The sequence below is a fragment of the Marinicrinis sediminis genome, assembly GCF_042685085.1.
In the GTDB taxonomy this organism is placed as follows: Bacteria; Bacillota; Bacilli; order Paenibacillales; family KCTC-33676; genus Marinicrinis; species Marinicrinis sediminis.
Window position 1 is genome coordinate 671001 of sequence record NZ_JBHUMM010000043.1, and the last position, 24160, is coordinate 695160.

General features: G+C 47.0%; 28 protein-coding genes and 1 riboswitch. Of the genes, 22 read left to right on the forward strand and 6 right to left on the reverse strand.

The window, feature by feature from the left end; genetic code table 11:
- Positions 1-41: 41 nt before the first annotated feature.
- Positions 42-218 (reverse strand): hypothetical protein, encoded by a 177-nt coding sequence (locus ACFSUC_RS16840; RefSeq protein WP_379930804.1) that lies wholly within the window; start codon positions 216-218, stop codon positions 42-44.
- Between the two features lie 162 nt (positions 219-380).
- On the opposite strand from ACFSUC_RS16840, the gene ACFSUC_RS16845 reads away from it, so the two are divergent.
- From ACFSUC_RS16845 to ACFSUC_RS16860, 4 genes are all read left to right on the forward strand, one after another.
- Entirely contained in the window at positions 381-557 is a 177-nt protein-coding gene (locus ACFSUC_RS16845; protein WP_379930805.1) for a hypothetical protein, read from the forward strand.
- Positions 558-843: 286 nt separating this feature from the next.
- Positions 844-1587, forward strand: a complete 744-nt coding sequence (locus ACFSUC_RS16850) for a sugar nucleotide-binding protein (RefSeq protein WP_379930806.1) — start codon at positions 844-846, stop codon at positions 1585-1587.
- A gap of 12 nt (positions 1588-1599) precedes the next feature.
- On the forward strand, positions 1600-2403 hold the full coding sequence (locus tag ACFSUC_RS16855) for a DUF817 domain-containing protein (RefSeq protein WP_379930807.1): 804 nt from the start codon (positions 1600-1602) through the stop codon (positions 2401-2403).
- A gap of 16 nt (positions 2404-2419) precedes the next feature.
- A complete protein-coding gene (locus tag ACFSUC_RS16860; protein ID WP_379930808.1) occupies positions 2420-2932 on the forward strand; it encodes a hypothetical protein in 513 nt (170 codons plus the stop codon).
- A 50-nt stretch (positions 2933-2982) separates the two neighbouring features.
- On the opposite strand, the gene ACFSUC_RS16865 is transcribed toward ACFSUC_RS16860, so the two are convergent.
- Positions 2983-3855: a LysM peptidoglycan-binding domain-containing protein gene (locus tag ACFSUC_RS16865; RefSeq protein WP_379930809.1), complete on the reverse strand. Its 873-nt coding sequence runs from the start codon at positions 3853-3855 to the stop codon at positions 2983-2985.
- A gap of 235 nt (positions 3856-4090) precedes the next feature.
- Positions 4091-4300, forward strand: a riboswitch (cobalamin riboswitch).
- Positions 4301-4600: 300 nt separating this feature from the next.
- On the opposite strand from ACFSUC_RS16865, the gene metE reads away from it, so the two are divergent.
- Entirely contained in the window at positions 4601-6889 is a 2289-nt protein-coding gene (gene metE, locus ACFSUC_RS16870; protein WP_379930990.1) for a 5-methyltetrahydropteroyltriglutamate--homocysteine S-methyltransferase, read from the forward strand.
- 93 nt (positions 6890-6982) lie between these two features.
- Here the strand turns inward: metE and ACFSUC_RS16875 are convergent, their stop codons facing one another.
- Positions 6983-7393 (reverse strand): DUF2752 domain-containing protein, encoded by a 411-nt coding sequence (locus ACFSUC_RS16875; RefSeq protein ID WP_379930810.1) that lies wholly within the window; start codon positions 7391-7393, stop codon positions 6983-6985.
- Positions 7374-7712, reverse strand: a complete 339-nt coding sequence (locus ACFSUC_RS16880) for a DUF4234 domain-containing protein (protein WP_379930812.1) — start codon at positions 7710-7712, stop codon at positions 7374-7376. Before ACFSUC_RS16880 ends, ACFSUC_RS16875 begins: the two co-directional genes overlap by 20 nt.
- A 328-nt stretch (positions 7713-8040) precedes the next feature.
- Here ACFSUC_RS16880 and ACFSUC_RS16885 point away from each other — a divergent pair, with 328 nt between their 5' ends.
- The 17 genes from ACFSUC_RS16885 to ACFSUC_RS16965 all read left to right on the forward strand — a co-directional run bounded on the left by ACFSUC_RS16885 (position 8041) and on the right by ACFSUC_RS16965 (position 22733).
- Positions 8041-8502, forward strand: coding sequence for a GNAT family N-acetyltransferase (locus ACFSUC_RS16885; protein ID WP_379930991.1), 462 nt, complete (start codon positions 8041-8043; stop codon positions 8500-8502).
- Positions 8503-8570: 68 nt separating this feature from the next.
- Positions 8571-9347: a phosphoribosylformimino-5-aminoimidazole carboxamide ribotide isomerase gene (hisA, locus tag ACFSUC_RS16890; protein WP_379930813.1), complete on the forward strand. Its 777-nt coding sequence runs from the start codon at positions 8571-8573 to the stop codon at positions 9345-9347.
- A gap of 68 nt (positions 9348-9415) precedes the next feature.
- Positions 9416-9940: a DinB family protein gene (locus ACFSUC_RS16895; protein ID WP_379930814.1), complete on the forward strand. Its 525-nt coding sequence runs from the start codon at positions 9416-9418 to the stop codon at positions 9938-9940.
- A 186-nt stretch (positions 9941-10126) separates the two neighbouring features.
- The gene (locus tag ACFSUC_RS16900) at positions 10127-10354 is read left to right on the forward strand and encodes a sulfurtransferase TusA family protein (RefSeq protein ID WP_379930815.1); all 228 of its coding nucleotides are present in this window, start codon (positions 10127-10129) and stop codon (positions 10352-10354) included.
- 97 nt (positions 10355-10451) lie between these two features.
- A complete protein-coding gene (locus ACFSUC_RS16905) occupies positions 10452-10940 on the forward strand; it encodes a DsrE/DsrF/DrsH-like family protein (protein WP_379930816.1) in 489 nt (162 codons plus the stop codon).
- 45 nt (positions 10941-10985) lie between these two features.
- Positions 10986-11282, forward strand: coding sequence for a rhodanese-like domain-containing protein (locus tag ACFSUC_RS16910; RefSeq protein WP_379930817.1), 297 nt, complete (start codon positions 10986-10988; stop codon positions 11280-11282).
- A 177-nt stretch (positions 11283-11459) separates the two neighbouring features.
- Positions 11460-12026 (forward strand): sulfurtransferase TusA family protein, encoded by a 567-nt coding sequence (locus ACFSUC_RS16915; RefSeq protein ID WP_379930818.1) that lies wholly within the window; start codon positions 11460-11462, stop codon positions 12024-12026.
- A gap of 76 nt (positions 12027-12102) precedes the next feature.
- Positions 12103-13233 carry an MBL fold metallo-hydrolase gene (locus tag ACFSUC_RS16920; RefSeq protein ID WP_379930819.1) on the forward strand — a complete coding sequence of 377 codons (1131 nt, stop codon included), beginning with the start codon at positions 12103-12105 and terminating at the stop codon, positions 13231-13233.
- 69 nt (positions 13234-13302) lie between these two features.
- Positions 13303-14082 carry a sulfite exporter TauE/SafE family protein gene (locus ACFSUC_RS16925; RefSeq protein ID WP_379930820.1) on the forward strand — a complete coding sequence of 260 codons (780 nt, stop codon included), beginning with the start codon at positions 13303-13305 and terminating at the stop codon, positions 14080-14082.
- A gap of 343 nt (positions 14083-14425) precedes the next feature.
- On the forward strand, positions 14426-15298 hold the full coding sequence (locus tag ACFSUC_RS16930; protein WP_379930821.1) for an HD domain-containing phosphohydrolase: 873 nt from the start codon (positions 14426-14428) through the stop codon (positions 15296-15298).
- Between the two features lie 55 nt (positions 15299-15353).
- Positions 15354-16022: a Crp/Fnr family transcriptional regulator gene (locus tag ACFSUC_RS16935; RefSeq protein WP_379930822.1), complete on the forward strand. Its 669-nt coding sequence runs from the start codon at positions 15354-15356 to the stop codon at positions 16020-16022.
- Positions 16023-16055: 33 nt separating this feature from the next.
- A complete protein-coding gene (locus ACFSUC_RS16940; RefSeq protein ID WP_379930823.1) occupies positions 16056-16703 on the forward strand; it encodes a TVP38/TMEM64 family protein in 648 nt (215 codons plus the stop codon).
- Entirely contained in the window at positions 16700-18133 is a 1434-nt protein-coding gene (locus tag ACFSUC_RS16945; RefSeq protein WP_379930824.1) for a dihydrolipoyl dehydrogenase family protein, read from the forward strand. Before ACFSUC_RS16940 ends, ACFSUC_RS16945 begins: the two co-directional genes overlap by 4 nt.
- Positions 18130-19320, forward strand: a complete 1191-nt coding sequence (locus tag ACFSUC_RS16950) for an FAD-dependent oxidoreductase (protein ID WP_379930825.1) — start codon at positions 18130-18132, stop codon at positions 19318-19320. The genes ACFSUC_RS16945 and ACFSUC_RS16950 overlap by 4 nt, the downstream gene beginning before the upstream one ends.
- Positions 19321-19741: 421 nt before the next feature.
- Positions 19742-20116 carry a GntR family transcriptional regulator gene (locus tag ACFSUC_RS16955; RefSeq protein WP_379930826.1) on the forward strand — a complete coding sequence of 125 codons (375 nt, stop codon included), beginning with the start codon at positions 19742-19744 and terminating at the stop codon, positions 20114-20116.
- A 2-nt stretch (positions 20117-20118) separates the two neighbouring features.
- Positions 20119-21222: a DUF1648 domain-containing protein gene (locus ACFSUC_RS16960; protein ID WP_379930827.1), complete on the forward strand. Its 1104-nt coding sequence runs from the start codon at positions 20119-20121 to the stop codon at positions 21220-21222.
- A gap of 41 nt (positions 21223-21263) precedes the next feature.
- Entirely contained in the window at positions 21264-22733 is a 1470-nt protein-coding gene (locus tag ACFSUC_RS16965) for an alpha/beta hydrolase family protein (RefSeq protein ID WP_379930828.1), read from the forward strand.
- Between the two features lie 71 nt (positions 22734-22804).
- Here the strand turns inward: ACFSUC_RS16965 and ACFSUC_RS16970 are convergent, their stop codons facing one another.
- Entirely contained in the window at positions 22805-23245 is a 441-nt protein-coding gene (locus ACFSUC_RS16970) for a VOC family protein (protein ID WP_379930829.1), read from the reverse strand.
- Positions 23246-23370: 125 nt separating this feature from the next.
- Positions 23371-24012 (reverse strand): hypothetical protein, encoded by a 642-nt coding sequence (locus tag ACFSUC_RS16975; protein ID WP_379930830.1) that lies wholly within the window; start codon positions 24010-24012, stop codon positions 23371-23373.
- Between the last annotated feature and the right edge of the window lie 148 nt (positions 24013-24160).

Below are 24160 nucleotides of genomic sequence, written 5' to 3' on the forward strand. Positions count from 1 at the left end.
GGTAGTAGCTGTCTGGACCTCTTGCCTGCATGAGCGGTTCATCAATCGGCAATGCCGGATTTCTCGATCGCGTGATCCCAGCTAGGATAATAGTACAGTGCATTTTTCATGAGATCCGGGTAATTTTTCTTTACTGTTTTTTTGTTCAATGCTTCCCCGGAGTTGTGAAGCTGTGAAATCTGGCTGAGGACTTCCTCTGAACTCATATTGGTTTCCAAGACCTTCACATCCTTTCCTTCAGATATATTCAGGTTTCCCTAAATGTACCATTCTATTCATGTCTGCTCTCTCTCTGCATGTCCAGCTTGCATACGGAGCTAAACATTTGCACAACCTACCAGATAGCGGTTTAAGCATGTAATCTGAAAGGAGAGACAGGTATGACAACATCACGTGGACATCAAGGAGCACATGGCACCGGTCAGATTGAAAAGCAACTGGAAAATCAGACGGAGGCTGCGGTGCAAATAAAGGGCAAGAATAAAACGGATGAAGACATTCTGGCCGCAGTGAATCAGGACCCACATACAGAGCTGGATGAGATTGTCGATCCGTAATGTTGGCAACAGACAGATCAGTCAGGTTAAATAGCGGGATCATTCGGGACACCTGTGAAGGGTGTCCTGTTGTTTAGCTATAAATCTGGGTGGACACTTGAGAGGTGTCCTACTGTTTAGCCATAAATCTGGGTGGACACTTGGGAGGTGTCCTACTGTTTAGCCATAAATCTGGGGGGACACTCTATCATACGCATAGACGAGATATTGTGAAAGAAGCATATGACCGTGATTTAAGGTAGAATAGAGTAGAATCTATTGAGAAAATGAAAGAGGAGTGGACGAGATGAAAGCGATCATCACAGGGATGAACGGGGCCGTGGCGCCTTATGTATATGAAGCATTGCAAAAACAAGGGCTTGAATTGGTCATTTGGGATCGCACACGGATTCCAACGGATGATGAAGCAGCGATTCGTCAGTTTATAGCAGAAACAAAACCGGATTTGTTTTTTCAAATTGCAACGGGCCCTGTTGAATGGCTGTCGCATATCGTAAAGGTGACGGAGGAACTGGGGATCAAGCTGATCTTTACTAGTACCGTGTCGGTTTTCTCCGAGCAGGGAACAGGCCCCTATACGATAGAGAGCCAACCTGATGCGGAAGAAGATTATGGCCGCTACAAGCGCGAATGTGAGCAGATCATCCTGAACCATCATTCCAATGCCGTGATTTTGCGTCTGGGATGGCAGATCGGATCGAAGCCGGGTGCAAATCATATGTTTGATTTTCTCGTTCGTTCGCATGAAGAAAAAGGGTTTATTGAAGCGAGTTCCAAGTGGTATCCGTCAACCAGCTTTCTGGAAGACACGGCCAAGGTGGTCGGCCAGGATGCGTTGCAATACGAACCTGGTATCTATTTGGTCAATGCTAATCCATCGTTCTCTTTTTACGAGATTGTTGTTCGCCTGAAAGACTTGCATGAGATGGACTGGCAGGTGAAAGAGATCACTTCGTTTGTGAGGGATGACCGGATGTTTGATGACCGTGTGCAGATCCCAGCCCTTTTCACACGATCGTCCGTTTCCTAAGGAGATCGAGGGATGAAGCATGCGATGAAACAACTTGTTCGGTTTGGATACCATCAGGCGATGAGCTGTTTGTTTCCGGTCTGTATTTTCTTGTCACTTGCCTTAACGAAAGTGATCGAGGTTCCATTTATTCATCGGTATGATTTTATTTTAATCTGCTGCCTGCTGATGCAACTATTTATGTTTCTGTCCGGCCTGGAGACGAAGGATGAGTTAAAGGTCATCACGGTCTTCCATTTGATCGGACTCGGTCTGGAATTGTTCAAGGTTCATATGGGCTCATGGGCTTATCCCGAGGAAGCATGGAGCAAGGTGGGGGGAGTCCCGCTGTATAGTGGATTTATGTATGCCAGTGTGGCCAGTTACATCTGTCAGTCGTGGAGAAGGCTGGATCTGAAATGGCAGCATTGGCCTGGCAGCTGGTTGACAGTCATGCTGGGTACGGCCATTTATGTGAACTTTTTTACCCATCATATTTTTTATGATTTGAGATGGTGGATTACAGCCGCTCTGTGTCTGCTTTTTTATCGGACGTATGTTCATTATCGGGTGGGTCAACACAGGTATCGGATGCATGCGATCGTTTCTTATCTGCTTATTGCTTTCTTTATCTGGCTCGCAGAGAATATCTCCACCTTTCTTGGCGCATGGAAATATCCGGATCAGGAACTGAGCTGGCGGATGGTTCACTGGGGAAAATACAGCTCGTGGTTTTTGCTGGTATCAATTAGTGTGATGATCGTTGCTCAGTTGAAAAGGGTGAAACAGGCCAGAGGCGAGCAGAGCTTCGATCATAAATCCAAGGTACTCATGTAGAGGAGGGGGGGAAGGCATGACCATCATTGTGAAACACCTTCCGACAAGGGAGCATTATGTTCTAATCGGAACGGGTTATGGATTGTCACAATCCCAAATGCCGAGTGTACTTGGAGGTAGTCTGTTTCCGTATGAAGAAAAGAACGAATATCCATTAGCAGCGGTTTGTGACAGCGAAGGGGTGATGAGCTGGAAGTTGACCGAGGAGCTGAGGGTTGTTTCGGTCGATCAGGTTTCGCCCAAAGAGGCGCTGCACGCCTTTTTGCACACAACTTCAGAGGCAGCCGCTGATGGAGCCAAGCAGCGACAATTTGGTGTGCATGCAGCAGCAGGTATGAATGAAGTCATGAGGACGGATGAAACTGGTTTGACAGGTGAAACATTGGGGACAGGAGAAACCGTTCAGCTGGAACATTGTCCGGGGTGCCTGACAGCTGTGCAGCCAACTGAACGGGTGTGTCCATCGTGCGAGCTCGTCCTTATTGTAGAAAAATCAGAGGAAAACATTCACGAATCAAGCGGGATGTAGTCCGATCAATCGTGAAGCCAGGTCATGAACCTGGATCATGAAAGACAATGTCAGTGGCTTTCCCACCATTTCAAGTAAGGATAGGGATCGATGCTCGTCCAGGGTGAAGAACTCGTTTTATAGATGCCAAAATGCAAGTGGGGGATAAACTTTCCTTCCGTTCCTTCTGGCCCGTATCCCGTATTGCCTACATAACCGATCAGCTGTCCTTTTCTAATCGTTGAGCCTGTTCCGATTCCGGATGCGTACTTGCTCAAGTGAGCGTAATAAAAGGCCGTTGTGGCATCGGTACGAATCGTCACTCTCCAGCCTCCGTACGTATTCCAGCCAAAGCTGATGATCTCACCAGCCATCGCACTATAGACGGGAGTCCCCTTATCGGCAAACAGGTCAACCCCTTCATGCTTACGGGTCGCGTGTCCATCAGGTGACCAGGATCGCCCATCCTCGTAGTTGTGGACGAGAGGTGTCTGATAGGAACCTGCTGCCAGCGGAAATTGTCCGTCAGCGTAAGCGGCTGGTTTCTTCCATGCGGATTGGTTTGCTGTATGCGGAACGTAGGTTCCTTCCGGCAAGTTAAGGGTCAATCCAGCCCAGATTTGATTCGGGTTAGCAATCTGAGGATTGGCCTGAATGAGTGCAGACAAAGAAATGTTGAATTTTTGACTAATGGTCCACATCGTTTCATTCGTCTGTACCTGATAGGTGTCTGGTCCTGGCACCTGCAAGATTTGACCGGGATAAATGGTGGTAGAATGAAGGTTGTTGCGCGTCATCAGTTCGTTCAGGCTGATCGAATAAGCGGTGGAAATTTTCCATAGTGAATCACCGGCTTGAACGGTGTATGTACCTGCGTGTGCGGTGGAAGACAATAGCATTAAACTTGCCGTTATTCCGGCCATGGTCCTTCGCCATTTCCTCATGCTGTCAGCTCCTTATGTTCGGATAGTTTCATCATAATCGATAGACGACAAGAGAGTAAGCGGTATTTACTGGTACGGAAAACGCAATCATTCCAGCTCGAGAGAAAGCCTATGATCTTATGAATGTTCAATATTTTCTTGATTCTTGTGAGTGTATCATTCCAAAAGATTGAAAGAGGGGCTTGCGTATTGTCTGATTATTCCGTATAATCATACCTGTTTACTAGACTTAATAATTGCATATTCGGGAACAGGTGCGAAACGTTCAGGAGCAGATGCTTGCTGACGGATTCGCTTAAAAGGGAAGTTCGGTTCAAATCCGACGCGGTCCCGCCACTGTAAACGGTTGTTTCACAGCGATAATGCCACTGGTGCTCACCCACTGGGAAGGTGCTGATGATCGAATGCCGTTAGCCAGGAGACCTGCCTGTTTCAACAACACTGATATTTAACCTACGGGAGATAGGGAGGTGTTAGACGATCGCAACCGCTGGATGCCATTTTGTATCCGGTTGGTCGTGAATTTGTACGTGTTTGTGACGAGCGTCTTTCCCTTGCCAGTACGGGGGAAAGGCGCTTTTTTGTTAGGGAAAATAAAGAGTAGGAAGCGAGCAAGTGCCAGAGAGTGACTGAAAGAAAATGAAACATATCAACATGAGGATGAAAAAAACAAAGATAGATCATGTGTGAGCCATGAGCAGGAGAAAGTAAACAACAGGAGGGGAAAGCGTTGAGCAATCAATCCATGATAACGAGTCACCTGGGATTTCCGAGAATAGGAGAGCAAAGAGAATGGAAGAAAGCGCTGGAGCAGTTCTGGGCCGGAAAGTGGGATGAATCTGAGTTTCGCTTCGAAATGGAGCGGATTCAACAGAGGCATCTGATGGAGTCTGTGCAGGGCGGAATCGATCTGATTCCGGTTGGCGACTTTACGTATTATGATCATATGCTGGATATGGCTGTTATGTTTGGCATGGTGCCGAAAAGGTTTGGACATCCGGGCGGAGCGGTTACGCTGGACACGTATTTTGCGATGGCCAGAGGAAATGAACAGGCTACTGCCTGTGAAATGACAAAATGGATGAATACCAATTATCATTATCTGGTTCCGGAAATTGGAGAAGGAGAGCCTTATCTTGCCGAGAATAAGCCACTTCAGGCGTATCGATTTGCCAAGGCACGCGCAGGGGTGGAAGGGAAGCCTGTCATCGTAGGGTTGTATTCATTTTTGAAACTGAGCAAGGGATATGCAGCGGATTCTTTCAGTCAAAAAATCTCTTCATTTCTCCCGGTGTATGTGGAAATGCTCCGTCAATTGGAGGCGGAAGGGGTTAAATGGGTGCAGATCGATGAGCCATGTCTGGTATGGGAATCTTCGGTGGCGGATCAGGCGTATGTTCGTGAGATTTATGAAGCCATCGCCACGCAAGTACCGGGCATTCAAGTGATGCTGCAAACGTATTTTGAAGCCGTGGACAACTTGCATGATTTGCTGCAGTTGCCTGTGCATGGCGTGGGACTCGATTTTATTCATGATCGAGGCGTTCATCTACAGGCATTGAAAGAAATCGCATGGCCGCAGGATAAATGGCTGGGCGCAGGTCTGATCGATGGTCGCAACATTTGGAGAGCAGACCTCACAGAGAAGCTGAAATGGATCGAAACGATCTGCAATCATGTACCGAAAGACAAGGTGATCCTCCAGCCTTCTTGCAGTCTGCTCCATGTGCCGGTAACGACTCGAAATGAAGACGCGCTGGAGCCGATGATCCAGGGAGCACTGGCCGGAGCCCGCGAAAAACTGCAAGAGTTGAACATCCTCAGAGATGCATGCAACAAGGGGACTTCTTCGGTGGAAAAACCACTATGGGAATCAAAGGAAGCTTTGCAGCAATTCAGATCTCTGGCAGGACGCCATCGACCAGATACAGCAGCAGAACTGGCAGGACTGGATGTACGTCACGTGACAAGATCTGCTTCATTTGCAGTACGTCATCGACTCCAGGCCGAAAAATGGCAACTGCCGACTCTGCCGACTACCACGATTGGCAGTTTTCCTCAAACGCCGGAAGTCAGACGGGCCAGACGACTATGGCGCAAAGGGGAATGGCGTGATGATCAGTATGAGGCGTTTGTGAATGAACAGATTGAAGCTTGTATCCGGACACAAGAGGAAATCGGACTGGATGTGCTCGTACATGGCGAGTTTGAACGAACGGACATGGTGGAATTTTTTGGTGAGAAGCTGGCTGGCTTTGTGTTTACGAAAAATGGCTGGGTCCAATCTTACGGCTCACGCTGTGTGAAACCACCGATTATTTATGGTGATGTGGCGTTTACAGAAGCAATGACGGTGAAGGAAACGCAGTTTGCCCAGTCGATAACGTCCAGGCCGGTAAAAGGTATGCTGACGGGTCCGGTGACGATTTTAAACTGGTCTTTTGTCCGAAATGACCTGTCATCTGAACAAGTGGCGAATCAGATTGCCCTTGCACTGCGCAAAGAGGTCGAAGCGCTGGAGGCAAACGGCATTGAAATGATCCAGGTGGATGAACCAGCTCTGCGTGAAGGGCTGCCTCTGAAAGCCAGCAGACAGGAGCTGTATCTGGAATGGGCGGTACGTGCTTTCCGCCTGGTTACTTCTGTTGTGAGGGACACGACTCAGATCCATACGCATATGTGCTATTGCGATTTTCATGATATGATTCCTTCCATCGAGGCGCTGGATGCCGATGTGATCTCCATAGAAACGTCCCGCAGCCATGGAGAATTGATTGAACATTTTGAGACGTACGCTTATAAGCTGGGGATTGGCCTGGGGGTCTATGATATACACAGTCCGCGAGTACCTGAAGTGAAGGAAATGACGGCAATGATTAACAGAGCGCTGCAGCTTCTCAATCCACGGCTTTTCTGGATTAACCCGGATTGCGGCTTGAAGACGAGAGGATGGCCGGAAACGATCGAAGCGTTGAAGCATATGGTAGAAGCTGCTCATCAGGCAAGAGCCGAATTGCAGACACCGACACGGTAAATGAAATAAGGAATAAACGATACGAGGGGCAAATGAAGGAGCAATAATGAGATTGAAAAAGAGGACACGCATGATGGTGTCCTCTTTCTGTCGCTATGAAACGACGGTGGGGGCCAACCAGTCAAAGAATGGTACGTTACGCAAGATGCCAAAGGCAAGTGCGGATATAACCATGATGACGATCAGCCATTGACTTAACTGACGTTTCTGCATCTTCGATGCGATCAGAAAAGCTATGTATAAGGGTGCGATGAAGAAAATAAGCGGATTAAAACGAAAGACCTGATAGAGATCACCGTTTAACAGTGCCAGTGAAGCTCTCGTCATTCCGCATCCTGGACAGTCCAATCCGGTTAACGAATGGAACACGCAGGGTACGCCGATGTTCGTCACAGGCAGCCAGACCTTGAGGTACACCATTGCGCCCAGTCCGAGCCCAGTCCCCCATAGAAGCTTGGACCTGTACTCGTCCAGCAACCTTGTATTAAACCATTTGGTTAACATCAGACTGTACCAGTGCAATTGTCACGATCGAAAATCCAAAGATAGACAAGATGATATACAAGACGGAGTTGTCATTGGATATTCTGCCATTTGCCCGTTGTGCTTCTGCGACTTGTTTGCCAATCTGGTATGACCAAACGATACTCCAGATCCCACACGTAATAAGGGTTAGCAATAAGTGCTTGAATCCATTAAATGAACTGTCTCCACTTAGTCTTCCCACTTCGTCGGTCAACACGACAAACCAATAAATGCCATAGATGCCGCATGTAATCAAGGTTAGTACCACAGCGGTACCGACTCCTCTATGATTGACCACGCTGATTCCTCCTTTATTTCAATCTGTTCCATTTGCAGCCTGATGCCGATCATAAGAATAGAAGTTTTCGGCATAATTTAGCAAAATGCAACAATTTGATTATATTAAAGCTCTGCTTTAAAAACAACAATAGATTTGAAAACCCCTTCAATAATTTTGGTCATTTTCATTTCCTGAATGCGAAACAAGGAGATTTGAATCTTTCAATCGAATGTAATAAGGGATCAGCAAGGTTTAAAGCGCAGACTGTTGTGGTTCGAGATCAGTCGGATCTGAAAGGCGAATCATCATCGTAGATCTATATAGGGAAGGAAATGTGAAGGTGACCATGAAGAAATATGCCATTCACCCATTGAAATGGGAGCACCCCGAGGTCCAACGCTTGATTCAGGAACTGGATCGGGAGCTATATGAGAAATATCCGGCTGAGGAAGTCTTTGTTGTAGATCATTCCCAGGCTGCAGGAAAGGAATTGATTTATCAGGTCGCGTTCGATGGCGAAACCGCGATCGGCTGTGGCACGATCCAGGTATGGCAACCAGGAGAGGTCGAACTGAAACGGTTCTATGTAGCACCTGCTTATCGCAATCAGGGTGTGGCAGCCCGTATTCTGAAAATGTTGGAGAATGAAGCCAGAGAGCAAGGCAAACATACGATTAAACTGGAAACCGGAGACCAGCAGACGGAAGCCATTGGCTTTTATGAAAAACACGGATTTCAACCGATTGAACGGTTTGGAGCATATGCCGATTGTCCATCCAGTGTCTGTTTCCAAAAACGTCTGCGGTAGTGTGATACAATATCAAGAATTCGAATTTCTGCAAAGGCAGGACAACAGGAAGGAATGTGGATTAGCGTATGAAATTCAGACCATGTATTGATTTGCACCAGGGGAAGGTCAAGCAAATCGTAGGTGAAAGCTTAAACGACAACGATCAGCTTGTCATTGAGAACTTTGTATCCAGTTATGACTCCGCGTACTATGCTTCGCGTTTTCAGGAAGACGGACTGACCGGGGGCCATGTCATTATGCTGGGGCCAAATAACGATAAAGCTGCCATTCAGGCATTGCAGGCTTATCCGAACGGCTTACAGATTGGCGGAGGCATTCATGCGGACAATGCGGCCTTTTATTTGGAACAGGGGGCTTCCCACGTTATCGTGACCTCTTACATCTTCCGTGACGGTCAGCTCCAAATGGATCATCTCGACCGTATCGTCTCCGAAATCGGAAAAGACAAGCTGGTGATTGATTTGAGTTGCAAGGAAAAGGACGGAAAGTGGTATGTGGTCACCAATCAATGGCGCACATTCAGTGATTTCGAGATTACAGCGGACAACATGCAGCAGCTGGAACAATACTGCGCGGAGTTTATGATCCATGCTGTAGATGTAGAAGGCAAAAAAGCCGGCATCAACGAACGCTTGGTAAAAAGTCTGGCTGAGTGGGTACGCATCCCAACCACCTATGCGGGCGGTGCACGCTCCTTTGCAGACATTGAAGATTTTTATTCCCTTTCCAAAGGCAAGCTGGATCTGACCATTGGCAGTGCGCTGGATTTATTCGGCGGGGATCTCCCTTATCATGAAGTGGTTCCATACATGCGCCAATTATCCAGTCGCGAAAAGAAATAAGAACATATGTTTGATTCCAGGCGTTGAGTGTGGTAATATATGTATATCAAACTCTTGGAGGTATGGAAATGACCCATTCCGTTCAACTCATTGCCCAGTATCGTGAATTTGCCCGTTTCGTGGAACAACTGAAGTCACTTTCCGAAGCAGAATGGTCTATGCCTGTGACGGCAGGAAAAGTTTCGGTTCGCGAAATCGTCGGTCATTTGTTGAATTGGGATCAGCATTTGGGCACACAAGTGATCCCGGCTGCCAGAGAAGGATTGGGTCTGTACTTCCCCGAATTTGATGCCTTTAATGAAATCGGATACGCCTATGCGAGAACGGTGCAACAGGAAGTTCTGATAGATCAGTTTATTTATCATCGCCATTGGTTGTGTGAGCAATTGCAGCGTATGCCAACCATGCAGTTATTAAAGCCTACAACCGCCAATGGCGCCTATCTATGTCCTCGGTCAGGCAAACCGTATTCGCTCCTTTATATAATAGAAGAAATGATTGATCATGATCAGTACCATCAACGATACCTGCAACAAGCTTTATCCCCTTTGAGTTCTTCCGTATACCCTATTCATTCACACCTTTCAATATGAAGTTTGCAATGAAATCCATTCATGAATACATAAAACAGCGTTTTATTGATGCGATATTAGAAATTTCAAAAGGGTGGTTGACAAAATACCCTATGGGGTATAAGATAAGTGTAGTTGATCGTTGATGCACACATTTAAACCGATCAGCTCATTACCAGTAAACAACCCATAAGGAGGAAATAGATTATGACAGTAAATCAAGTTCTCGATGTAAAAGGTTTAGCTTGCCCAATGCCGATTGTGAAAACGAAAAAGGCGATTCAAACGCTTGAATCCGGACAGGTGCTTCAGGTACTAGCCACAGAAAAAGGCGCGAAAAGCGATTTGACAGCTTGGGCGAAGTCCACGGGCCATGAGCTTCTGGATGCGAGAGAAGAAGGCGAAGTCTTTATTTTCGAAATTAAAAAAGGGTAAATTTTTTTACCCTTTTATTATACCTATAGAGGTATGTGTATAACAAGCATAAGATGATGAAACAACTAAAATTTAAACAACAGGGAGGTTCAGCCTGATGAATAATCCAGCAGAAATCAAAAAAACGAATATTATTTTGTTCAGTGGAGATTATGATAAAGCCATGGCGGCTTACATTCTTGCCAACGGTGCAGCAGCCTATGATCATGAGGTTACCATTTTTCATACCTTTTGGGGATTGAATGCACTGCGTAAGGATGAGCCAATTGCTATCAAAAAAGGCTTTCTAGAAAAAATGTTTGGAAAAATGATGCCGAGAGGCGCAGACAAGATGGGCTTGTCCAAAATGAATTTTGCCGGCATGGGTCCGAAAATGATTAAAAACGTGATCAAAAAGCACAACGCAGTGCCATTGCCCGAATTGATTGAGATGGCCAAGGAAATGGACGTGAAACTCGTCGCTTGTACGATGACCATGGATTTGCTCGGTCTTCAAAAAGAAGAGTTGATGGAAGATATTGAATACGCAGGTGTCGCTGCTTATTTGGGCGATGCAGAAGACGGTCGCGTAAACCTGTTTATTTAAGAAGAGTGAAGAAGAGAATCAGGATCACACACTGGAGGGATCGATATGAAAGAGATCACAGCAAAAGAAGCCGAACAAATTCACGGTGAGAAAAGTCCGCTCGTATTTTTGGATGTGCGTGAAGTAGAAGAAGTTCAGGAAGGCAAGATTCCAGGTGCGCTGCATATTCCGTTAGGATTACTCGAATTTCGGATGCAGGAACTGGACAAGAAGCAGCCTTATTTGCTGGTATGTCGATCTGGCGGCAGAAGTGGCAGAGCCGCTGAATTTTTAGAAAGTCATGGATTTGATGTCACGAACATGACTGGCGGCATGCTGGAATGGGAAGGCAAGACTGAATAAAAGATCTGCTCAGCAAAATAGAGCTTAAAAAAAAAGAAAAAAAGAGAAAAGAGTTTGACGTTTAAGCGATAAAGCGATAAACGTGTGTCCCTTATAGAAAAAACAAGGGATTGAACCTAAATTTTTTTAATCATTTTTATACCCCATGGGGTATAAACGAAACAGGAGGAATCGATGATGAGTGTAATTCAGGCCAACCATGTGCTGGATGCCAAAGGATTGGCATGCCCAATGCCGATCGTGAAAACGAAAAAAACGATGAAGGATTTACAGGAAGGTCAAGTTCTCGAAATTCAGGCGACGGATAAAGGCTCCAAGGCTGATCTCAAAGCGTGGGCAGAGAGCACGGGCCATCAATACTTGGGTACCCTCGAGGAAGGCGAACTGTTGAAGCACTATTTGCGCAAGGCCGGTCAGGATGATCAGAACGTGGAGAGACAGCATCCTCACGTTGTATCCAATGAAGAACTGGCAGCATCACTGACCGATGAAGCGATCCTGCTCGATGTACGAGAAGCTGCAGAATATGCCTTTGCGCGCATTCCAGGCGCGATCTCGATCCCGCTCGGAGAATTGGAAGAGCGAATGAACGAATTGCAAGCGGATCAGACCATCTATGTCATTTGCCGTACCGGAAGCCGTAGTGACATGGCGGCTCAGAAACTGGCTGCCAGTGGCTTTAGCCACGTATATAATGTCGTGCCAGGAATGAGTCAATGGACAGGTGAAACGACAGGCGTATAAACCAATCAACGATTTAAATTCAAACTAAATTCAAACAAGTATTGTTTATTGAATCATAAGAAGGAGGAATGAAATCATGACTGTACAGGCCATGACTGCACAGGAAGTAACCAAGAAAGTATTTGACCAGGAAGCGATGTTTATATTGGATGTACGCAATACAAGTGATTTTGAGGACTGGAAGATTGAAGGGAAGTCCTTTCAATATTTGAATATCCCTTATTTTGATCTGCTGGACGGCGTGGAGGAGATTTTACCGGATATTCCGACCGATCTGCCCTTACTCGTGGTCTGTGCCAAAGAAGGTTCTTCGATTATGGTGGCTGAAATGCTGTCTGAGGCAGGCCGAGATGCTGCTTACCTGCAGGGTGGCATGCGCGCATGGAGCGAGTATTTGCAGCCCGTAAAAGTAGGTGACGTGAACGGTGGAGGCGAGTTGTATCAATTTGTGCGCATCGGAAAAGGGTGTCTCTCTTATGTACTCATTTCTGATGGTGAAGCGGCTGTATTTGATGCCACTCGCATGACAGAGGTGTATACCGAATTTGCAAAAGCAAACGGCGCCAGCATCACCCATGTGTTCGATACGCATCTACATGCAGACCATATTTCAGGAGGACGACGTATAGCTGAAGAAACCGGCGCGTTATACTGGCTACCTCCGAAAGATGCAACGGAAGTAACATTTGCCTACCAGCCGCTCGAAGATGCCGATCATGTTCAGATTGGACATACCCAGGTCGATATTCACGCCCTGTACTCTCCAGGTCATACAATTGGCTCTACCTCATTTGTCATTGATGAGAAGTATTTGCTGACTGGGGATATTCTATTCGTTGATTCCATTGGAAGACCGGATCTTGCCGGACTTGCAGAGGATTGGGTAGGGGACTTGCGTGAAAGTCTGTATCAGCGCTATCGTCAGCTTTCTGATGAACTCGTGGTATTGCCGGCTCACTTTATGTCCTTCAAGGAATTGAATGAGGACGGTACCGTCTGGCAAACACTCGGCCATCTGTATGCCCACAATCATGGGTTGAATATAGAGGACGAGGAAGCATTCAGAAAGCTGGTGACTGAGAATCTCCCTCCACAACCGAATGCGTATCAAGATATTCGAAAAACCAACATGGGGAAACTGGACCCGAATGAAGAAGATCAGCGTGAAATGGAGATCGGACCCAATCGCTGTGCAGTTCGGGAGTAAAGGAAGCAACACGCTCACTACAATAACGGAATGGGGCCGACAAGGCCCCTTTTTTAAGGAGGAAACAGCATGGATTTCTTATTCATCCTAACGATTTTCCTGATTGGTTTTGCTGGTTCCTTGCTCTCAGGCATGCTTGGGATTGGTGGCTCGATCATCAAGTACCCCATGCTGCTATACATTCCGCCGCTTCTGGGGTTAACGGCTTTTACCGCACATGAAGTGTCAGGAATCAGTGCCATTCAGGTATTTTTTGCAACGATCGGTGGCGTATGGGCATATCGGAAAGGCGGTTATTTAAACCGTTCCCTCATTTTTTATATGGGGACGAGCATTTTACTTGGTAGCTTGATTGGCGGATTCGGCTCGAACGCGATGTCTGAGGAAACGATCAATTTTGTATATGGACTGCTTGCCGTCATGGCCGCCCTACTGATGTTTGTTCCGAAGAAAGGCAATGAAAGCATCCCGCTGGATAAAGTGACATTTTCCAAACCGCTGGCAGCCATTCTCGCCTTTATCGTTGGAGTCGGTGCGGGAATTGTCGGGGCAGCCGGAGCTTTCCTGCTCGTCCCAATTATGCTTGTCGTACTGAAAATTCCCACTCGGATGACGATTGCTTCTTCTTTGGCCATTACCTTTATTTCATCCATTGGGGCAACCGTCAGCAAAATGGCAACTGGACAAATTGATTATGTACCGGCCTTTATTATGATTGTAGCAAGCCTGTTGGCAGCGCCGATCGGAGCATCACTCGGAAAGAAAATGAATACCCGGATTTTACAAGCGATGCTGGCGTTGTTAATCAGTGCGACCGCAATCAAAATCTGGTTGGATCTATTGCTCTAACTGCTAAGACCGTTTCAAGCTGATGCCGATGACGTGTCTAAATGAGACTTTCCAAAGCTAATATTGGAAAGTCTTTTTTCTGTTGTCGGAACCAAGCATGCCTGCGCGAATGCCACAGTGAAAGACCGAGCGGATTCCTATGCGAATCTTCGTGAATGCCCGTAGCGATGTCAGCTCGGTTGCCTGTCCCCATGCCCAACAGTTGAAATCTGCTTTATGTAAGGTAGTTTACAGAACCGTTTCGCTATGTTTGGTAAGCTGATGCTATCAAATTAATTACATACGTTGTGAAAATGAAATGAACATGTGAGCGGTAGCGAACAGCCAAGAGGAGGAACAGAAGATGAAGCCGATCCAGATGAAGAGGTGGCGCAATTGGTGGAAAATGCGGCATACAGACAAGGAAGACAATAAGGATGCGTTCAGAAGTGGGCCGCACAACGATCAAATGGCAGAAGGCGACGAAGACCTCCGCGAGATGACGCGACAGCTCGAACTGATGAATACCCTTGTAAAAGTCGTTGAGGCCAAAGATCCCTATACCGCCGGGCATGTATGGCGAGTATCCCAATATGCGAAACAGATGGCGGAGAAGCTGGGATGGGGCACAAAGCAAATCGCCTGGATTGAAGCCGGTGCAATGCTGCACGACCTCGGAAAAATCGGGGTAGGCGATGCGATCTTGCAAAAGGATGGCAAACTGAGCGAGGAAGAGTTCGCCGAAATTCGCAAGCATCCTGAGATTGGGGTTCACCTGATTGAGACCAGTACCTTTCTGTCTGCGTATATGCATGGCATTCGATCCCATCATGAGCGTTTTGATGGGAAGGGCTATCCGGAGAGGCTACATGGTCATCACATTCCGATTGAAGCTCGCATCATCGCATTGGCCGACACGTTTGATGCCCTGACCAGCCATCGTCCGTATCGCAAAGCAATGTCCGCAGACGAAGCCATTGCCATTATCGAACAAAACCGGGGCACCCAGTTTGATCCAGCGTTAACCGATATTTTTGTAGGCATCGCGAAGGAAGCCGGCTTCGCATCCATTATTCTTCATTCGGCACCGGCCATTCCCCTCGTGCATTGCCCGCAGCACGGGGAAATCATCGAACGGACCCGACATGCCAAGCCCGGTGATGCGGCCTATTGTCCGGCATGTAAAAAGAGCTTTCGCCTGGCAGAGCAGGACGGGAGATGGATGGTCGTCATGTAAGCAGCATCTTTGTTTTGAACGTGTAACATGAATCATATAGGGGAGGTGTGGGAACATGAACAAGCTATCGTATTTATCCAAGATCAGCCTGTTTGAAGCGCTGACAATGGATGAATTAAAGGAAATTGAGCAATTAACGCCAATGTCCACCATTCAGAGAGGTCAGCTGATTCAATCGCCGGACAGCTTTCGGGAAGGACTATATATGCTGAAGGAAGGAAAGCTTAAACTGTATAAGCTTCATCCGGACGGCAAGCAATTTATTGTAAGTGTACTCGGTTCCGGTAATGTATTTGGAGAGATTGATTCCTTCTCGCTTGGAACCAGGGATACGTTTATTGAGACGATGGATGAGACGATTCTGTGTTCCATTGGTAAAGAGCAATTTGAACAGTTTTTGATTGATCGGCCCCATTTAACGGTACGGATTATGAAAGAGCTCAGCCGACTGCTCAAAGAACGAGATGCCATGCTGGCACAACTGGCGCTAGGGAATGTTCGTGAACGAATCTTGCATTTGCTGCAGACATTGGCCGAAAAATTTGGCGTACGAGATGAAGGGTATTCCAAGATCGATATGCCCTTAACGCATCAGGAGATTGCCAGCATGATCGGTTCAACACGCGAAACGGTAACGATGGTGCTCAATGAACTATGCAGGAATGATCAAATCAAGACTGGAAGAATGTCCGTATACGTTCGAATGAGTCAACAGCAAGAGTAAAGGTGTAATAGATAAACATAGCAGGAGGTTCCTATGAAACCAAAACTGTCAATTGTGTTAAAGCTAGGGGCTGTTGTGGGACTGATTGCAGGAATGATATGGTTTAATCAATCGTACCTGGAACTGACTCCGGCTGACATCCGAACCTGGATTTTGTCTTTTGGCTGGGTCGCACCCCTTTTATATATTCTCTTGTATACGGTAAGGCCACTGATCTTGTTTCCAGCCTCGGTGCTGTCTCTGGCGGGCGGCCTGGCATTTGGTGCCTTATGGGGAACGGTATTGACGGTCATTGGGGCAACGGCCGGTGCCATCGTCTCTTTTTTCGTGGCCCGTTTCATGGGCAAGAGCCTCGTGAAAATGGAGTGGAAGGGCAGCTTTTCAAAAATCCAGCATCAGCTCGAGAAGCGCGGATTGCTGTATGTCTTGTTGCTTCGCCTCATTCCGCTATTTCCGTTCGATCTGATCAGCTACATTGCAGGTGTTTCCAAGATTCGTTTTCGGGCTTTTCTTACGGGTACCTTTTTCGGGATTATTCCGGGCACCTTTGCCTATAATTTTCTGGGTTCCAGCTTTGCTGATGGAGATCCCGGCAAAATCGCCATCGCTGCAGCTGTCTTTTTGCTGGCGTTGATCATTCCGCTATTATTTCGTAAAAGACTGGAAGGTGAGATTCAATGAAACAATATGACTTGATTGTGTTGGGTGGAGGTGCAGGAGGCCTCACCGTAGCGGCTGGTGCTGCCAGTATGGGCGCCAAAGTTGCGTTGATCGAGAAAAACGCGCAGCCAGGAGGAGACTGCTTGCATTATGGCTGTGTGCCCTCCAAGGCTCTCATCCATGCAGCCAAAAAAGTGCATCAGGCCAGGTTATCAGCGGAAGCCTTTGACCTTGAAGTGACGGGTGAAGCAGATTTATTGCAAGCGTTAAAGCGTGTGAAAGCCGCGATTGCTCATATTCAGAAACACGATGATGCAGACCGTTTTCGCGATATGGGGGTCGATGTCTATATTGGAAGGGGTTCCTTTCAGGATGATCACCATCTGATGATCGAGGGCGGGGAGACCATTTACGGGAAACGAATTGTCATCTCCACCGGCTCCCGTCCGGTTATTCCTCCGATTGAAGGGCTCAAGGAAACCGGATATATCACAAATGAAACGATCTTTGACCTGACCTATAAACCCAAACGGCTATTTGTCATTGGCGCCGGAGTCATCGGACTGGAGCTCGCGCAGGCCATGGCCAGATTTGGCATCGAGGTGACCGTAGCAGAAGCTTCCTCTCAGCTATTGGGGAAAGAGGACGAAGAACTGGTTCCTTTCATACAATCTGCACTGGAGAAGGAACTGAAGATCATGCTGAATACCAAGGTTCAGAAGGTTGGGAAGAAAGAGAACGGAGATAAAATGATCCTCGTGGAGCAAGATGGGGAGACAAAAGAAATCCTCGTCGATGACATCCTCGTGGCGACTGGCAGAAAGCCCAATACCGACCGAATCGGACTGGATCACACCGGAGTGAAGACGACAGACAGCGGACATATTCAGGTTAAGCCTACGCTGCAAACAGACCGATCTCATATTTATGCGATCGGGGATGTGCTTCAGGCATTTCCATTTACCCATGCTGCGGGAATGGAAGGGAAAGTGGTCGTCAGCAATGCCGTGTTCGGACTGCGGAGAAAAGTTGATTATACGCACGTTCCCTGGGTCATCTACACAGATCCAGAAGTGTTTCACCTTGGTTTAACTGAAAAGGAAGCACGCGAGCAGATCGGCTCAGACATACAGGTGTACAAAGTGACGCTGGACGAAGTAGATCGTTTCATAGCCGATCATGAAACCGAAGGGCTGGTAAAGGTGATCACAGACAAAAAAGGGAAGATAGTGGGCGCTCATGCTGTTGGGAAGGAAGCTGGAGACTGGATGCAAGAGATTGTATTTGCCAAGCATCACGGACACAAGATTGGAGACATCTCGCATGTTATCCATCCATATCCGACACATGGGGCGGCTGTTCAGCGAGCTTCTGATCAATACTGGCGCAACAAACTGTTCTCCGGTGCTATTCCCAAGCTGATGAAGCGATATATCCGGTGGTTCCGTTGAGTCCGCAACAACTTGTTCTGATCGGAGGCGGGCATGCCCATGTACATCTATTGAAAAAATGGCAGGATCAGGTGTTGCCAGGTACCGAGGTGACCCTCATATCAGCGGATCGCTATCAATATTACTCCGGCATGTTCTCCGGCTACCTGGAGGGCATATACAGCCTCGATGACATTCGAATAGATCTCCTTGCGATGTGTGAGCAGGCAGGGGTTACATTTATAGAAGCGAAGGCAAAGCAAATTGAACCGCACGAACAACTCGTTTATGTCGATGCGGATTCATCTTCGCATACATCCGACCAAACAAGTAAAACGGGTCATTCAAATCATTCAAGCAAGTTATTCATGACACGTTCAGCGATTGCTTACGATTGGCTGTCCGTTAATATCGGTTCCGGAATTGCCCATCATCACGTTTCTGGCGTACTGGATCAAGCGGCACTGATCAAACCCAACTATCGATTACCCCATTTCGTGGACAACCTGCAACAGAGCAAGCGAACCGTCGTGGTCGGTGGCGGGGCTTCGGGGATCGAGATGAGTCTCAGCTTGCAGGCCTATCGCAAAAAACATCAGCTTCCACCTGTCACACTCATTCATGGCGGTCAATTGCTGGCATCTTACGGGAACCGGATCGCGAATCGCATGGCGGCTATTGCCAGGCAAAAAGGGTTGAATCTGATGTTGGATACGTCCGTATCGGAAGTGAAAGAGAAACGATTGACCCTGCAATCCGGCACATCCGTCCCATATGATGAGTTGTTATGGCTCACAGGTCCCGCTGCGCCTTCTCTATTCCGTGAGAGTGGGCTGCCAACCGATCGAAGCGGTTACTTGCTTGTGAATGAAAAGCTGCAATCCAGCACGTATCCGAACATCTTTGGGGCAGGCGATTGCATTTCGCTCGCATCTGCGCCATCGATGCCCAAGGCTGGCGTATATGCGGTACGGCAAGCACCTGTTTTATGGTCTAATCTGATGGAGAGTCTGAAACAAAAGACGACACCATCAAACCTGACCTCCTATGAACCGCAATCGTCCTTTTTGTCGATCCTCTCTACAGGCGGGGGACAAGGGCTGTTGCTGTACAAGGGCATTTCCATCCACAGCAAATGGTGCTGGAAGCTGAAGCGCTATATCGATACTTCCTTCATGCGTAAATATCAAACTTCCCGAAAGGCGTAAGCATGATACTTCGCCATCCTTCCTTTTAAGAATAACACTTCTATTGAACTTCACACTTACGATTGAGGATGACACCTCGATGAACGACCCTGGCAATGGGGCCGATTCATCGAGGTTTTTTTATTTTATGACATTAAATATTAATGAGTTAAATCAAAGAGATTAACTAAGGAGATTTAATAAGGAAATTTAATCGTGACATCAGTTCATGAGATCCATTTGAAATCATATCAAGTATGATTTCATCATATATAGCGTCATCTATGATCACGAGAAGCCCAACAAAGCAATAAAGTTGTTATATACAAAGTAGAACAGATTTGTTATAGTGTAAATAGAACAGTTGTTATAGTATAACTAGAACAAAGTTTATGTCATTTCTTTTCCGTCCCAATTATAGAAAGACAGGAGGGAGATCCCCATGCTTACAATCGATCCGGCTTCCAGCGTACCCCTTTATCTACAACTGCAAAATGAAATTATCGTGGCGATTGCCAGAGGTGACTTGTCGAGAGGAGACACATTGCCCTCGGTTCGCGCACTGGCAGGCGATCTTGGCGTGAACATGCACACGGTCAACAAGAGCTACCATGAACTTGTCTCCAAGGAAATCATTGAAATCGTACCGAAAAAAGGAGCCGTCATTATCGTCAGCCAAGATGTCTCACAAGCACGCATGGATCTGATGTCCGAAGCATTTCGACCGCTTGTAGCCGAGGCACTCGTACGAGGCATCAGTGAAGAAAAGTTGCACAGCTTAATTACAGACTTGATGCATCAAATTAAGGAGGGGTAACCATGGCATTTACGATGTTGTTTATGGCGATTTTATTTATCAGTGCCGTTCAGATTTTCATTCCATTTATAGTGAAGAGATCGGTGGTGTTTGGTGTCACCGTTCCGAATGAGCAAACGAAACACCCTCGACTTCAATCTTATAAAAAGCAATATGCCGCGCTTACTTTCGTCGTGGGCCTTGCCGTCACACTTGGCTATGTCATCTGGAATCAGAACGGGACAGATGAAACGAAGCTTGTGCTCTCCGGTGTGTTGGCCATTTTTACGGTTTTGCTGACAAGCCTTTCTCTCTATTTTTACTTCCATTATCAGACGATGAAACGAAAGAAAGCAGAAGAGTGGTTTCGTGACGTCAAGCAGGTTCATGTTACAGATTTAGCCTTGCGTGTGAAGGATGAGATGCTTCCATCCTGGATCCATTTGATTCCTGGTATAGTAACGGTCATCCTTGTCGTGTTATCCATTCGGTTGTATGACCAGTTGCCAGGCCAGATTCCGATTCATTGGGGAGCAGATGGACAACCAGATGCCTTTACGGATAAAAACTGGATGTCCGTGATCAGATTGCCGCTGGTGTTGCTTACTGTTCAAATGATGTTCCTGATCATCAATCTTTTCACTAAAAGATCCGGCATCAAAATCAACGCAGCCAATTTGACCTCATCCAGGTTAAGACAGCTGCGGTTGCGCAAATATACCAGCTGGTTTCTCATGATCATCAACGTATTGATCACCATGTTGTTTAGTTTTTTGCAACTTCATCTTCTCTATGAAAATATGTTCCATGATCAATTCCTTGTGTTCATGCCAATTGCTTTCTTTCTCTTGATTTTAGCGGGAGTGCTTGTTCTTGCCATCCGAGTGGGTAAAGTCGATTCCGATATAGAAGGGGCACTCGTAACGGAACAGGCCAACAAGCAGGAGCGTGTAGATGACGATTCGTATTGGAAAGGCGGGCTTCTCTATTTTAATCCAAATGATCCGTCGATTTTCGTAGAAAAACGTTTTGGAATTGGCTATACCATTAACTTTGCTCAGCCTATGAGTTATGTGATCCTGCTCGTGCCCGTTGCACTGATATTAGTGATCCTGTTTACCCTATAACTTCGGAGAAAAAAACGCCGGAACAGAAAGGATGGAAGCCGATGAAAAAGCTTTGGATCATCTTCGTAGGGATGATGCTATTGGCTGGGACGATGCTGTTGGCGGGTTGCGCCAATGAACCTCAAACGAATCATCATTCTGCCAAGCAGAACCAAAATCAGATGAGCAACACGCCTGACAACATAGACAAAGGTGATCAGCAAGAAACAGATCCTGATGAATCTCATGAACAGGTCAATCTCACGTTGGAAGAAACGGCATTGAGCTATGTGAGGGACTTGTTCGAAACAAACTATGGGACGGCGTATACGGACTATGCACATGATGAGGTAATGACCTCTCAAGTAAATGCGACCATTTATCAGGCTTTGTTTGAAGATTTGAAAGCGAATCAGGGAGAGATGGTACGGTTTTCTGAAGTATGGCGAAAGAGTGAGGGTACTTATACCATCATCGCTGTGCCCGTTGAGCTATCCAAGGAAAATGTGAATGTAGATGTCTACTTCAATGACCGTCAAGAAATTGCGGGACTTCAATTTGCGATGTATCAGGAAGGGATAGAGATCGAGATGCCGGTCTCCATCATGGAAGAAGAACTCGTTTCCAATGTGAATGGATTCGAGCTTGGAGGCACCCTTACACTTCCCATAGAAGGCGATCGATTTCCCGTTGTCGTACTTGTTCATGGTTCAGGGGCCACCGACCGCGATGAAACGATATTATCGAACAAGCCATTTCGGGACCTCGCATGGGGATTGGCGGAACAGGGCATTGCGGTGTATCGGTACGATAAACGAAACTATACGTACCCGGAAGTATTTGCACAAGATATAGAGGGAACCTTATACGAGGAAACCATTGACGATGCTGTGGCGATTGTAAAGATACTGCAATCCGTCCAGCGTATCGATCCAGATCAAATTTTTGTACTCGGACACAGTATCGGTGGTTATGCCATGCCAAGAATTGCAGAAGATTCGAGGGAAGCTGCTGGGTTTATTATCATGGCCGGACCTGCACGAGGTCATCACGAGTTAATTCCGGAGCAAGTGGAATACCTGGTGGGATTGGATGGAGAAGTGGATGAAACAGATCAGGCTCAGATCGAAGCTGTAAATAAAGAGATAGCGAAATTGGACGAAATCGACACTTTAGCGCCAACAGAGAAGATATTGGGTATGTACAAAACGTATGTGCAAGACCTGATCGCCTACGATCCCGTCGAGAAAGCAAGTTCCATTACAAAGCCTGTCCTGCTATTACAGGGCGAACGCGATTACCAGGTTACCATGGAAGATTATCAGCAATGGTACGAGGCTTTCAGTAGCAAGCGCAATTGGACCTTCCAGTTATATCCGAAATTGAATCACCTGATGATGCCAGGTGAAGGGAAACCGACCAATCAGGAGTATACACAAGTGAATTCGGTCGATGCACAGGTAATGACGGATGTAGCGGCCTGGATTCAAGAAATGACCTCGAACACCTCCAAGGAAGCAAGCACTTCATAAGAGTGGTCTGAGCTCCTTGCAGGTGTCCGAATGAAAAGCATATTCAAATCAATCATGATGGGGCGATGTGGCTAATAGGAGAGCATGGCCCCTCTTTCATCAAATACAGAAGCAGGATTATAGGCAATTTCCCACAAGTTTTTTTCAGGATCGGCAAAGTATGCCGTCCGTCCTCCCCAGAACGCATCGCTCGGTTCCCTTAAAATATGTCCGCCCAACTTGCGAATTTCCTCAATGGTTTCATCTACTTGCTCAGGTTGATCCACATTAATCGCCATCGTGATCGTACTGTATCCATCCTGGCTTTCTTTCCACTGTGCCTGTTCCATACCGGCATCCTTGATCAATTCTTCCATCGGAAACAGGGAGAGGATGACGCCCGCCGTTTTGAAGGCGGCATACTTGTCTGAACTGATTTCCGTTTCCTCCCACCCCAGACTTTGATAAAATGCCCGCAGCTTTGGCAAATCACGTGCCCCAATCGTTAACAAACTAATGCGTTGCAAGACCATGTTCATACCTCCAATTTAAAATGACGGTTCCTGTTTCTATTCGCTATTTCTGGCAAAATTCCTGCCTGATAGAAAACGAGCAAGAGAACGGGACCTTAGCATTGAAGATGAACACCAGAACGATTCTATACCGTTTTTCTGCTGCTGATCATTTTGAAGGATAGACCGGTGACAAGACCATACAGTACATGCATACCGAGGCTCACCAGCATGCCGGATGCGTCACTGCTGCCCCCACTGCATGGATTTCCACAAGCGTTGCTGCTGGCTGCGACCGTTCCGCAAGCTTTGTCCGCAGTTCCACATGCTGATTTATGGGCTTCGCCACATGCTGACTTGTCAACTGTTCCGCAAGCATCTGATTTTCCGGCTGTTCCACAAGCGTCCTGCTTCACTGTGCCACAGGCTCCTCGCTCAGAAATGCCACACGCGGCCGTGCCGCAGGCACCTGTGCCATCGGTCAGCATAGGCATCAGAAACAAAGGCCCAGCTACCCAGACCAGGACACCGAAAATCAATCCCAGAACAGCAGAATGAAATGGAAAGAGTCCGGCGAATAGCGCAAAAGCGATTCCGAATAGGACACTGATGATCATGTGCACCAGGAAACCGACGATAGCGGATTCACTGCCTATGAGGGAGGCAACACCCGATAAGGAACCCATTAACCCCATAGGCAGAGCCATCACCAACCCACCGATGAGACTGGCCAAGATACCGGATTTGACTGAAAAAGTACGCTTCGCATTTTCGTTTTCGTTTGACAAAGAAAATCCCTCCTTATTTGTGCATGATTTTGACAGCTTCAGTGTATCTGTGATCCTGATCACACGTATGTAAGCTGACTTACATAAAAAAAATTGCAGGTCTGGTAAGCTCAATGAGATATGGATGATGATGAAGGAGGACGACTCG

Excerpts from the sequence above, each read along its gene's own strand:
- ACFSUC_RS16845 (WP_379930805.1), top strand. The coding sequence starts at position 381 with ATGACAACATCACGTGGACATCAAGGAGCACATGGCACCGGTCAGATT.
- ACFSUC_RS16850 (WP_379930806.1), top strand. The coding sequence starts at position 844 with ATGAAAGCGATCATCACAGGGATGAACGGGGCCGTGGCGCCTTATGTA.
- ACFSUC_RS16855 (WP_379930807.1), top strand. The coding sequence starts at position 1,600 with ATGAAGCATGCGATGAAACAACTTGTTCGGTTTGGATACCATCAGGCG.
- ACFSUC_RS16860 (WP_379930808.1), top strand. The coding sequence starts at position 2,420 with ATGACCATCATTGTGAAACACCTTCCGACAAGGGAGCATTATGTTCTA.
- ACFSUC_RS16865 (WP_379930809.1), bottom strand. The coding sequence starts at position 3,855 with ATGAGGAAATGGCGAAGGACCATGGCCGGAATAACGGCAAGTTTAATG.
- metE (WP_379930990.1), top strand. The coding sequence starts at position 4,601 with ATGATAACGAGTCACCTGGGATTTCCGAGAATAGGAGAGCAAAGAGAA.
- ACFSUC_RS16875 (WP_379930810.1), bottom strand. The coding sequence starts at position 7,393 with ATGTTAACCAAATGGTTTAATACAAGGTTGCTGGACGAGTACAGGTCC.
- ACFSUC_RS16885 (WP_379930991.1), top strand. The coding sequence starts at position 8,041 with ATGAAGAAATATGCCATTCACCCATTGAAATGGGAGCACCCCGAGGTC.
- hisA (WP_379930813.1), top strand. The coding sequence starts at position 8,571 with ATGAAATTCAGACCATGTATTGATTTGCACCAGGGGAAGGTCAAGCAA.
- ACFSUC_RS16895 (WP_379930814.1), top strand. The coding sequence starts at position 9,416 with ATGACCCATTCCGTTCAACTCATTGCCCAGTATCGTGAATTTGCCCGT.
- ACFSUC_RS16900 (WP_379930815.1), top strand. The coding sequence starts at position 10,127 with ATGACAGTAAATCAAGTTCTCGATGTAAAAGGTTTAGCTTGCCCAATG.
- ACFSUC_RS16905 (WP_379930816.1), top strand. The coding sequence starts at position 10,452 with ATGAATAATCCAGCAGAAATCAAAAAAACGAATATTATTTTGTTCAGT.
- ACFSUC_RS16910 (WP_379930817.1), top strand. The coding sequence starts at position 10,986 with ATGAAAGAGATCACAGCAAAAGAAGCCGAACAAATTCACGGTGAGAAA.
- ACFSUC_RS16915 (WP_379930818.1), top strand. The coding sequence starts at position 11,460 with ATGAGTGTAATTCAGGCCAACCATGTGCTGGATGCCAAAGGATTGGCA.
- ACFSUC_RS16920 (WP_379930819.1), top strand. The coding sequence starts at position 12,103 with ATGACTGTACAGGCCATGACTGCACAGGAAGTAACCAAGAAAGTATTT.
- ACFSUC_RS16925 (WP_379930820.1), top strand. The coding sequence starts at position 13,303 with ATGGATTTCTTATTCATCCTAACGATTTTCCTGATTGGTTTTGCTGGT.
- ACFSUC_RS16930 (WP_379930821.1), top strand. The coding sequence starts at position 14,426 with ATGAAGCCGATCCAGATGAAGAGGTGGCGCAATTGGTGGAAAATGCGG.
- ACFSUC_RS16935 (WP_379930822.1), top strand. The coding sequence starts at position 15,354 with ATGAACAAGCTATCGTATTTATCCAAGATCAGCCTGTTTGAAGCGCTG.
- ACFSUC_RS16940 (WP_379930823.1), top strand. The coding sequence starts at position 16,056 with ATGAAACCAAAACTGTCAATTGTGTTAAAGCTAGGGGCTGTTGTGGGA.
- ACFSUC_RS16945 (WP_379930824.1), top strand. The coding sequence starts at position 16,700 with ATGAAACAATATGACTTGATTGTGTTGGGTGGAGGTGCAGGAGGCCTC.
- ACFSUC_RS16955 (WP_379930826.1), top strand. The coding sequence starts at position 19,742 with ATGCTTACAATCGATCCGGCTTCCAGCGTACCCCTTTATCTACAACTG.
- ACFSUC_RS16960 (WP_379930827.1), top strand. The coding sequence starts at position 20,119 with ATGGCATTTACGATGTTGTTTATGGCGATTTTATTTATCAGTGCCGTT.
- ACFSUC_RS16965 (WP_379930828.1), top strand. The coding sequence starts at position 21,264 with ATGAAAAAGCTTTGGATCATCTTCGTAGGGATGATGCTATTGGCTGGG.
- ACFSUC_RS16970 (WP_379930829.1), bottom strand. The coding sequence starts at position 23,245 with ATGGTCTTGCAACGCATTAGTTTGTTAACGATTGGGGCACGTGATTTG.